At 73.2% G+C, this 9,581-nt stretch carries 9 protein-coding genes; 1 reads left to right on the top strand and 8 read right to left on the bottom strand.

The window, feature by feature from the left end; genetic code table 11:
* Both HET64_RS32005 and HET64_RS32000 read right to left on the bottom strand, forming a co-directional pair.
* On the bottom strand, positions 1 to 1,183 hold a 1,183-nt coding region (locus tag HET64_RS32005; RefSeq protein WP_215110649.1), incomplete at its 3' end, for a serine/threonine-protein kinase.
* Positions 1,184 to 1,443: 260 nt separating this feature from the next.
* Entirely contained in the window at positions 1,444 to 2,325 is an 882-nt protein-coding gene (locus HET64_RS32000; protein ID WP_215110648.1) for a menaquinone biosynthetic enzyme MqnA/MqnD family protein, read from the bottom strand.
* A 320-nt stretch (positions 2,326 to 2,645) separates the two neighbouring features.
* On the opposite strand from HET64_RS32000, the gene HET64_RS31995 reads away from it, so the two are divergent.
* The gene (locus HET64_RS31995) at positions 2,646 to 2,849 is read left to right on the top strand and encodes a cold-shock protein (RefSeq protein WP_003967102.1); all 204 of its coding nucleotides are present in this window, start codon (positions 2,646 to 2,648) and stop codon (positions 2,847 to 2,849) included.
* A 105-nt stretch (positions 2,850 to 2,954) separates the two neighbouring features.
* Here HET64_RS31995 and HET64_RS31990 read toward each other — a convergent pair whose 3' ends face one another.
* From HET64_RS31990 to HET64_RS31965, 6 genes are all read right to left on the bottom strand, one after another.
* Complete coding sequence (locus HET64_RS31990) at positions 2,955 to 3,800, bottom strand: ABC transporter ATP-binding protein (protein ID WP_215110647.1); 846 nt, start codon at positions 3,798 to 3,800, stop codon at positions 2,955 to 2,957.
* The gene (locus HET64_RS31985) at positions 3,797 to 4,858 is read right to left on the bottom strand and encodes an ABC transporter ATP-binding protein (RefSeq protein WP_215110646.1); all 1,062 of its coding nucleotides are present in this window, start codon (positions 4,856 to 4,858) and stop codon (positions 3,797 to 3,799) included. The genes HET64_RS31990 and HET64_RS31985 overlap by 4 nt, the downstream gene beginning before the upstream one ends.
* A gap of 6 nt (positions 4,859 to 4,864) precedes the next feature.
* Positions 4,865 to 5,722 carry an ABC transporter permease gene (locus HET64_RS31980; RefSeq protein WP_215110645.1) on the bottom strand — a complete coding sequence of 286 codons (858 nt, stop codon included), beginning with the start codon at positions 5,720 to 5,722 and terminating at the stop codon, positions 4,865 to 4,867.
* Entirely contained in the window at positions 5,719 to 6,666 is a 948-nt protein-coding gene (locus tag HET64_RS31975) for an ABC transporter permease (RefSeq protein ID WP_215110644.1), read from the bottom strand. The genes HET64_RS31980 and HET64_RS31975 overlap by 4 nt, the downstream gene beginning before the upstream one ends.
* Positions 6,667 to 6,673: 7 nt before the next feature.
* Complete coding sequence (locus tag HET64_RS31970) at positions 6,674 to 8,362, bottom strand: ABC transporter substrate-binding protein (protein WP_215110643.1); 1,689 nt, start codon at positions 8,360 to 8,362, stop codon at positions 6,674 to 6,676.
* Positions 8,359 to 9,581: C45 family peptidase (locus HET64_RS31965; RefSeq protein WP_251146173.1), on the bottom strand; the 1,223-nt coding region annotated here is incomplete at its 5' end. The genes HET64_RS31965 and HET64_RS31970, both read right to left, overlap by 4 nt.

Below are 9,581 nucleotides of genomic sequence, written 5' to 3'. Positions count from 1 at the left end.
GCGGGGTCCCGTACGTGTCGTCCTGCGGATGCGGCGTGCCGTACGCGTCGTCCTGCGGGTGCGGGGTCCGGTACGGCGGCGCGTCCTGCGTCGCCTCCTGCGGGCGTGGGGTCCCGTACGGGGCTTCCTGTGCCGCTTCCTGCGGACGGGGGGTCCCGTACGGGGCTTCCTGCGGGCCCGGGGCGGGCGCGCCGAACGCCCCGCCCCTGCTCGGCGCGGCCGTTCCCGGGAACGCCCCCAGCGACGCGCTGCTGAACGGCACCGGCCCCGACCGGTCCGGCGCGTCCTGCGGTTCCAGGTCCAGCAGCGCCACCGCGGACCGGCTCACCTCGCGCACCAGCCCGCCCGGCAGCCAGCCGCCCGCCACCATCGCCGCCGCCCCGCCGGGAGCGAGCACCCGGGCGAGATCGGCCGGGGCGGGCCGGGCCGCCGGGTCCTTGGCGAGGCAGCCCTCGACCACCTCGCGCAGTTCGCCCTCCAGGTCGCCCAGTTCGGGTTCCTCGTGGACCACCTTGTAGAGGAGTACGGCGGAGGAGTCGCCCGGGAAGGGGGCCGCGCCCGTCGCCGCGTACGCGAGGACCGCGCCCAGCGAGAAGACGTCGGCCGCGCCGGAGACGTCCCGGCCCCGGATCTGCTCGGGCGCCATGTAGCCGGGCGAGCCGACGGAGACCCCGGTGGAGGTGAGCGAGACGGTCGCGCCGAGGGCCCGTGCGATACCGAAGTCGATGAGACGGGGCCCGTCGAGGGCGAGCAGCACGTTGGACGGCTTCACGTCCCGGTGGACGATGCCCTGCCCGTGGACGACGGCGAGGGCTTCGGCGAGCCCCGCGCCCAGGGTGCGCACCGCGTGTTCGGGCAGCGGGCCGTGCTCGGTGATCGCCTGGGAGAGCGGCGGCCCGGCGACGTACCCGGTGGCCACCCACGGCACCGGGGCGTCGGGGTCGGCGTCCAGGACCGGGGCGGTCCACTGGGCGCCGATGCGCCGGGCGGACTCCACCTCGCGCCGGAACCGGGCGCGGAACTGCTCGTCGAGGGCGAAGTGGGGGTGGACGACCTTGACCGCGACCGTCCGTCCGCCCGCGCTGCGGCCGAGATAGACCCGGCCCATACCGCCCGCACCGAGCCTGCCGAGCAGCCGGTAGGAACCGATGGTGCGCGGTTCGCCCGCTTCCAGCGGCTGCATATGGACTCCCCCTGTGAACCCTGCGGACGGTGAACCCGTGGCCGGTAAACCCGGTGGACGGTCCGGACCCGGACCGAAGCCTAGGGGGCGCCAACGGCGCGGTCACCGGGAAACGGCCGGACCATTCCCCCTTCTCCGGTCAGGAGGGGACCTTTTCGCCCCGGGGAAAGGCGCGAATGTGTTGTTGCGCGGCCTCTCCCATTCCCTTTGCGGGGACGGAAAGGGAATTCCCCCATTCCCCGGTTCAACCGCTCGGCCGCTCAGCCGCCGAGCAGCTCCACGTGGACGTCGGCCGGGTAACCGGTGTCCCGGCCCGTGCGGCGGGCGAACTCGCGGACTCCGGCCAGCTGGTCCGGGCCGAAGCGGAAGTCGAGCGTCGTGAAGTACTGCTCCAGCACCTCCGCGTCGAACGCCTCCCAGCGGGCCGCCTGCTCCGCGACCTTGGTGACCTCCTCCAGGGAGAGGTCCCGGGAGGCAAGGAACGCCTGGTGGACCTGGGCCGCCTGTTCGGGGTGGGCGGCGAGGAAGTCCTTGCGGGCCGCCCAGACGGCGAAGACGAACGGCAGCCCCGTCCACTCCTTCCACATCTGGCCCAGGTCGTGGACCTGGAGTCCGAGCCGGGGGGCGTCGTGCAGGTTGGCGCGCAGCGCGGCGTCGCCGATCAGCACGGCGGCGTCCGCCTCCTGCATCATCAGGCCCAGGTCGGGCGGGCAGGTGTAGTAGTCGGGCCGGACGCCGTAGCGCTCGGCCAGCAGCAGCTGCGCCAGCCGCACCGAGGTGCGGGAGGTCGAGCCGAGCGCCACCCGGGCCCGGTCGAGCTGCTCCAGCGGGAGCTGGGAGACGATCACGCAGGACATCACGGGCCCGTCGCAGCCGACCGCGATGTCGGGGAAGGCCACCAGGTCGTCCGCGTTGCGCAGGTACTCCACGAGGGTGACCGGGCCGATGTCCAGGTCCCCCCTGATCAGCTGCTCGCTGAGCCGCTCCGGGGTGTCCTTGGAGAGCTCCAGGTCGAGCAGGGTTCCCGTCCGCGCCAGACCCCAGTACAGCGGGAGGCAGTTCAGGAACTGGATGTGGCCGACGCGGGGCCGACTGCGACGGTCGTCGTCGCCTTCACGGGGGGAGACGGTTGAATTGTCCACATCGCGAGGCTAGACCCGCAGCCCCCCGCGAGCATCACCGGGGCCCGTGCGCCCCGTCCCACGCCCTGCCCGCACCCCGGTCCGCGCCCCCTTTCCGAGGGCCTCCCGCCGGAGCCCGGGGAGGGCCGTCAAACATTCGGGTGAAGTGATCTTTCCCTCTACCGCTCGCCGGAGACCGCGTGCTAGGCTCGCCCGCAAGTTGCAGTTTGGTTTCCCTTGCAGTACAGAGCCTGCGGAGCATGTAACCCGCAGGCTTTTGTAGTTTTCAGACTTGTTTGCAGGTTCTGGAGCAGGGCAACCCTTTGGCCCAAGGAGGGCTTATGGCTACCGGAACCGTCAAGTGGTTCAACGCTGAAAAGGGCTTCGGCTTCATCGCCCAGGACGGCGGCGGCCCGGATGTCTTCGTTCACTACTCCGCGATCAACGCGTCCGGGTTCCGCTCCCTCGAGGAGAACCAGGTCGTGAACTTCGACGTCACTCAGGGACCCAAGGGTCCGCAGGCTGAGAACGTCACCCCGGCCTAGTTGCCCGGGTCGGTCGATCGCGGCCGTACACAGCAGTAACCAAGGAGCCCCGCTCCCCCGCTTCGGCGGAGGAACGGGGCTCCTGCCTGTGGACGACCGGGGCCGTCAGGCCACGGCGGACCGGGCGGCGACCGCGTCGGCCGGGTCCCAGCCGGCGCGCGGCACCGAGGCCAGCAGCAAGCGGGTGTAGGGGTCGCGCGGGTCGGCGAGCACCTCGGCGGTCGGGCCCTGTTCGACGGCCGTTCCCCGCCGCATCACGACGACCTCGTCGGTGATGTGCTGCACCACCGCGAGGTCGTGGCTGACGAAGACCAGCGCGACCCCGGTGTCCCGGCGGATCCCGTCGAGGAGTTGGAGGATCTGCGCCTGGATCGACACGTCGAGCGCCGCCACCGCCTCGTCCAGGACCAGCACCTTCGGGTCGACGGCGAGCGCGCGGGCGATGGCCAGGCGCTGCCGCTGTCCGCCGGAGAGCCCGTGCGGCAGGGCCTCGGCCTCGCGCGTGCCGAGGCCCACCCGGTCCAGCAGCCCGTCCGCCAGCTCCGCCGGCCGGCCGTGCAGCCGCAGCGCCGTGGTGAGGCAACGGCGGGCGGTGAGCCGGGGGTCGAGCGAGAGGTAGGGGTCCTGGAAGACCATCTGGATCTCCCGCGCGCGGGCCAGCCGGGCCGCCCTGCCGCGCGGGGCGGTGAGCCCCCGGGCCCGTCCCGCGACCCGGACCGTTCCGGCGTCCGGGCGGACCAGGCCCACCAGCATCCGGGCCACGGTCGTCTTGCCGGAGCCGGACTCCCCGACGATCCCGAGCGAACCGCCCGCCGGGACGGTGAAGCCGATGCCGTCGGCGGCGGTCAGGCGGCCCTTGCCGGGCAGCGGGTACGTCTTGCGCAGCCCGTCGACGGCGAGCAGCGGCGCGGGGCCCTGCCCCAGCGGTTCCTGCTCCGAGGAGAGCGTCATCGGCTGCCGTCCTTCTTCGGTGTCTGCGGTACGGGGACGAGTTCGGGCAGCCGGCGGCAGGCGGCGGAGCCCGTACCGCCGTCCGCCAGGGCCACCGGCTCGGGCCGCCAGGCCGCGCACTCCGGTTCGGCGTCCGGGCAGCGGTCGGCGAAGGGGCAGCCCGCGAAGACGTCGGCCAGCGACGGCGGCTTCCCGGGGATCGGGCGGATCTCCCGGTGCTCCTCCCCCAGCGTCGGCGAGCAGGCCAGCAGCCCCCGGGTGTAGGGGTGGCGGGGCCGCTCGAACAGGTCGCCGGCGGTCCGTTCCTCGACGACCCGGCCCGCGTACATCACGTACACACGGTCGCAGTAGGCGGCGGCCAGGTGCAGGTCGTGGGTGATGAACAGCAGGCCGAGGCCGCGTTCGGCGCGCAGGGTGCGCAGGAGGGCGAGGATCTCCGCCTGGGTGGTGACGTCCAGGGCGCTGGTCGCCTCGTCGGCCAGCAGCAGCCGGGGCTCGGCGGCCAGCGCCCCGGCGATGACGACGCGTTGGAGCATCCCGCCGGAGAGTTCGTGCGGGCGCTGGCGGACCCGGCGCTCCGGTGCGTCGAGTCCGACGGCGTCCAGCAGCTCGACCGCGCGGTCCCGGGCGGCCGCTCCGGTCACCCCGGTCCCGGCGGCGGCGAGGCGCTCGACGAGGAAGTCCCCGATGCGGCGGACGGGGTTGAGGGCGGCGCGCGGGTCCTGGTGGACCAGGGCGACGGTCCGGGCCCGGTGGGCGCGCAGCTCCTCGCCGCGCAGGGCGAGGACGTCGCGGCCCGCCACCCGTACGGAACCGTCGAGGGCCGTCCCCTCGGGGAGGGTACGGAGGGCGGCCTTGGCGGTCGTGGACTTGCCGGAGCCGGACTCGCCGACCAGGCCGACGACTTCGCCGCTCGCGACCCGCAGGGACACCTGGTCCAGGACGGGCCGGGCGGTGCCGGGGAGGCGGAGGGTGAGGTGGTCGATGTCGAGGAGCACGGTGTCACTTCCCGGTGCGGCGAGGGCCGCTGTGTCGTGTCCCGCTGCGGCGGATGGCATGGATGACTACCTCCCGTTGGCGAGTCGGTCGGCGGCCCGGACCCCGACGACGTTGAAGGAGACGACCACCAGGGCGATGGCGATACCGGGCACCAGGGCGGGCAGCAGCGCTCCCTGGACGACGGCGGCCTGTCCCTCCTGCACCATCAGCCCCCAGTCGGAGCTGGGCGGCTGGGCGCCGAAGCCGAGGTAGGAGAGCGTGGCCAGGGACATCAGGGCCTCGCCGAAGAGGACCACCAGATAGCCGATGACGGAGCGGCCGAGGTTGGGGACGAGGTGGAAGGCGCAGATCCGCAGGCCGCCCATGCCCTGGACGCGGTAGGCGTCGATGTAGGGCTTGCGCCGCTCCCCGATGGCCACGGAGCGGGTGTACTTGGCGACGGTCGGCGTGTACGCGAGGCCGAGCGCCAGCACGGAGGTGGTCATTCCGGCGCCGAAGACCGCGATGATCAGCACGGTGAACAGCAGCCCCGGGAACGCGTACATGACGTCGGTGAGCCGGGAGATGACGGTGTCGGCCCAGCCGCCGCGCCACGCCGCCAGGGTGCCGAGCGCGATGCCGAGCACGGCGGCGATGGCGAGCAGGAGCGCCGGGGCCACGAGGCTGGTGCGGGCCCCGTACAGCACCCGCGACAGCAGGTCCTGGCCGGAGGAGTCGGTGCCCAGGAGATGGTCGCCGGTGGTCCCGGCAAGCGAGGCGGCGAGGTCGATGGCGTCGGGGGCGTACGGGGCGATCAGCGGGGCGAGGAGGGCGGCGAGCACCACCAGGCCGAGGACGGCGCCCGCGAGGATCGCCCCGTAGGGACGCCGGGCGGCCGGGATCTCCACCGGGGTCATGGCCGGAGTCAGGGTCGGGGCGGTCATACGGCGGCCTCCTTCACGCGCGGGTCGAGCAGCGGGTGGACGAGGTCGACGAGGGTGGTGACCACGATGTAGCCGGTGACCATGAGCAGCAGGACCGCCTGGGCGACGGGGAAGTCGTGGGTGTTGATCGCGCCGACGAGCAGCGAGCCGATGCCGCTGATGCCGAACGCGGTCTCCACGACGACCGTGCCGGCGAGCATCCCGGCCATGACCAGGCCGCACATGGTGACGATCGGGCCGAGCGCGTTGCGCAGGATGTGGCGGCGGACGATCTCGCGCTCCGGGATGCCGGAGGAGCGGGCGGCCTCCACGTGGTCGGCGGCCCCGGCGTCGGCCATCGCCTGCCGGGTGACCCGGCTGATGATGGCGAGCGCGCCGAGCGCCAGCGCCAGGGCGGGCAGGGTCAGATGGTGCAGGGTGCCGGTGAAGCCCTCGCCTCCCCCGGTGACGGGGAACCAGCCGAGCTGGACGCCGAAGACGGCGACGAGCGCGATGGCGGAGACGAACGAGGGGACCGAGGCCGCCAGCGTCGTACCGCCGACCACGGCCGAGTCGACCCAGGTGCCGCGCCGGACGGCGGCGAGGATGCCCGCGCCGACGCCGAGGACGACGAAGAGGACGGTCGCGTACGCCACCAGGGCCAGGGTGGTCGGGAAGCGGGCGACGATCAGGTCGGCCACCTGGTCGCTGTATTTGAAGGAGCGGCCGAGGTCGAAGTGGAGGCAGTCGCCGAGCCAGCGGCCGTACTGCACGACGAGGGGTTCGTCGAGGTGGTACTGCGCCCGGACCAGCTCCAGCTTCTCGGGGGTGAGTTTGTCGCGGCCGCCGGCCAGGAAGACGGCGGGGTCGCCGGGGGCCGCGTACACGGCGGCGAAGATGACGAAGGAGGCGGCGAGGAGGGTGGCCAGCAGTCCGGCCAGCCGCCGGGAGATCCGGGCGAGCATCGTCGGTTCAGCCCTTCTTCGCGCCGAGGTCGGCGGCCCAGGGGTAGTAGAGGTACGCCATGGAGGCGGGCGGTCCGGTCAGCTTCTCGTCGAGGACGAGGACGGAGGGGACCTGCGCGACGGAGATCCAGACGGCGGCGTCGGTGAACTTCTTCTGGACCTCGGCGGCGAGCTTCGCGCGCTCGGCGTCGTCGAGGGTGGCGAGCGCCTTCTTGACCGTCGCGTCGTAGGCGGGGTCCGCGAAGCCGACCCAGTTGTTGGAGGAGCCGGTGAGCGCGTTGTCGTAGAAGCCCATCGGGTCGGCCTTGGAGATGTACCAGTCGCCGACCAGGACGTCGATGCCGCTCCGGGCCTCGGGGTCGCTGTAGAACTGCTCGAACTGGGCGGTGGGCACGGTCTTGATCTGCCCGGTGAGCCCGATCCGCTGGAGAGCGGCCCGGACGGCGTTGGCGACGACGGTGCGGCCCTGGCTGGCGTCGGTGCCGATGACGATCGGGGTGGCCGCGTCGGCGCCGGAGTCCTTCACCAGCTTCTTCGCGGCGGCGATGTCCTCGGCGTCGGGGCTCGCGGGGGCGACCGGGTCGGCGGCGCGCTGGGCGGCCTCGAAGGCCGGCTTCTCGTACCCCCAGGCGCCGGAGCCGACCGGGGTGGACCAGGGCTGGACCATCCCGCCGTAGCCGGAGGCGGCGATGCCCTTGCGGTCGAGTGCGAGGGAGAGCGCGCGGCGCACGGCCGGGTCCTTCAGTCCGCCGCGTGCGGTGGGGATGAGGACGAGGGAGGAGGTGGAGGGACCGTAGTACTGGGTGATGCCCTTCTTGCCGTCGAGGGCGGCGGCGGTGTTCGGGGATTCGGCGTACGCGCCGTCGGCGGCTCCGGTGGTGAGGGCGTTGACCAGGGCGCTGTCGGTGGCCCAGCGGAAGGTGACGCGCTTCGTCAGCGGCGCCTCGCCCCAGTAGTCGTCGTACCGCTCGATGGTGATGGAGTCGCCGGACTTCCAGGTCCCCAGCCGGTAGGGGCCGGTGCAGGCGTCGGGCTGTCCGGGGGTGCCGAAGTCCCGGCCCGCCTTCTCGACCTGTTCCTTGTTCCAGACGATGCCCGCGTCCCCTGCGAGCGCCTTGAGGAAGAGGGCGTCGGGGGCCTTGAAGGTGAGGGTGATCTCGCGGTCGCCGGTCTTCTTCATGGAGGCGACGTTCTCGAACTCGTCGCCCTGCTCCATGTCCGGGTCGGCGTGCCGCTGAAGGCTCCAGAGCACGTCGTCGGCGGTCATCGGGGTGCCGTCGTGGAAGGTGACGCCGGAACGCAGCTTCAGGACGAGGGTGGTGTCGTCCGGGGTTTCGACGCTCTCGGCGAGGAAGGGCTTCGTCGTCATGTCCGGCTGGAGCTGGTAGAGCCGCTCGCAGACGTTGGTGAGGACGACCCGGCCGGCGCTGGAGCCCTGGGTGTCCAGGTCGAGGGAGTCCGGTTCGTCCTCCAGCAGCCAGTCGGCGTCGGCGAGTTCGCCCTTGGCTGCGGGGGTGGAAGGGGTGAGGGTGAGCTTCGCGGCGTCGGCGGCGGAGCCGCTGCCCGCGGGCTTGGTGGCGCCGCTGCATCCGGCGACGAGCAGGGCGGCGACGAGGGCTCCGGCGACGGGAGCGGCGCGGCGGACGGTCCGGCGGGGCGCGGCAGCGGACGCGGGGCGGGGCGTGCGGTGGGTCATGGCTGGGTTCCTGTCGGTTCCGGGCCGCCGTGCGGGCCGTCGTAGAGGTTCCAGGGAAGGTGCTGGTACTCGCGGTCGCAGGGGGTTCCGGCGGTCACGTGGTAGTCGCCGGTGGTGAGGTCGGCGAGCGAGGAGACGAGGGTCATCCAGTGCTCGACGGCCGGCCGGCGCGGGTCGGGGTGCGTGCACAGGGACTCGGGGTGGCCGAGGTGGTCGGACATGGCCCGGCGGATCAGCTTGCGGGACTCGTCGGGTCCGGTGGAGTGGCGCAGGGCGGCCAGGCCCTGTTCGGCGCGGGGGACGCGGACCAGGGAGTCGGAGGACATCGGGCGGTAGCCGGCGGCGGCGAGCGGGGCGGGGATGCCCGCCTGGTAGTGGTTGCCGTGCACCAGCAGGCCGTCGGTCGGATACATCCAGCCGTGCCCGGCGGGGGTGGTCTCCAGGTCGATGGCGAAGCCCTCGCGGCAGGTGAGCAGGGCGTTGCTGGCGATGTGGGCCCGGGTGCGGCAGAGCACGTCGAGGGCGTCGGCGATGTTGTCCTGGTCGAGGACGGTGCGCCGGACGACGGTCTGGGGAAGTCCGATCCGGTCGTCGAACCGGCCGCCGAGGCCGTTGGCGTTGAAGGCGATCCCGGCGGAGTTGGCGCCCTGGCGGCCGATCTGTCCGGCCTCCACCTGCATGATCAGGGTGGGTTTGGGCGGCTGGACGATCCGGATCATGACGACGGTGTCGGCGACCCCGGCGCGCCAGTCCCAGTTCTGCCCGGCGTAGACGTGGCCGTCGCCGCTGGCCGGGCCGTACGCGGCGAACGAGGTGCAGCCCTCGGCGGGTTCCTCGTCGGCCGGTCCCTCCGCTGCCCCGTCGGCGGCGATCTCGGCGAAGGACTTGTCGTAGATGACCTCGCCGCGGGCGTTGAGCGCGAGGACGTCCAGGAGGTCTGCGCCCGCTCCGTCGGCGATGCCCCGCATCTCCTCCACGAGGTGGGGGGCGTAGGCGCTCACGGGCTCCAGCCAGCGGGCGGCGCGGGCGGTGACCTGGTCCCAGGTGAGCCCGGCGGAGCGGCCGAACGCCTCCTCGTAGTAGCCGAGGGCGGCGTGCAGTCGGGGGCGGACGGCCTCGCCGTACTGCCGGCCGCGCTCCAGCGGGGAACCGGAGATCTCGATGACGGGGAGGACCCGGGCGGCGGAATCCGTGGGCGGGGGTGCGGAATCCGTGGGGA

The organism is Streptomyces sp. McG3, assembly GCF_018619185.1.
Lineage (GTDB): Bacteria > Actinomycetota > Actinomycetes > Streptomycetales > Streptomycetaceae > Streptomyces.
Note: the sequence above shows the minus strand (reverse complement) of the source record. Positions and strands in the feature narration are given on the sequence as shown.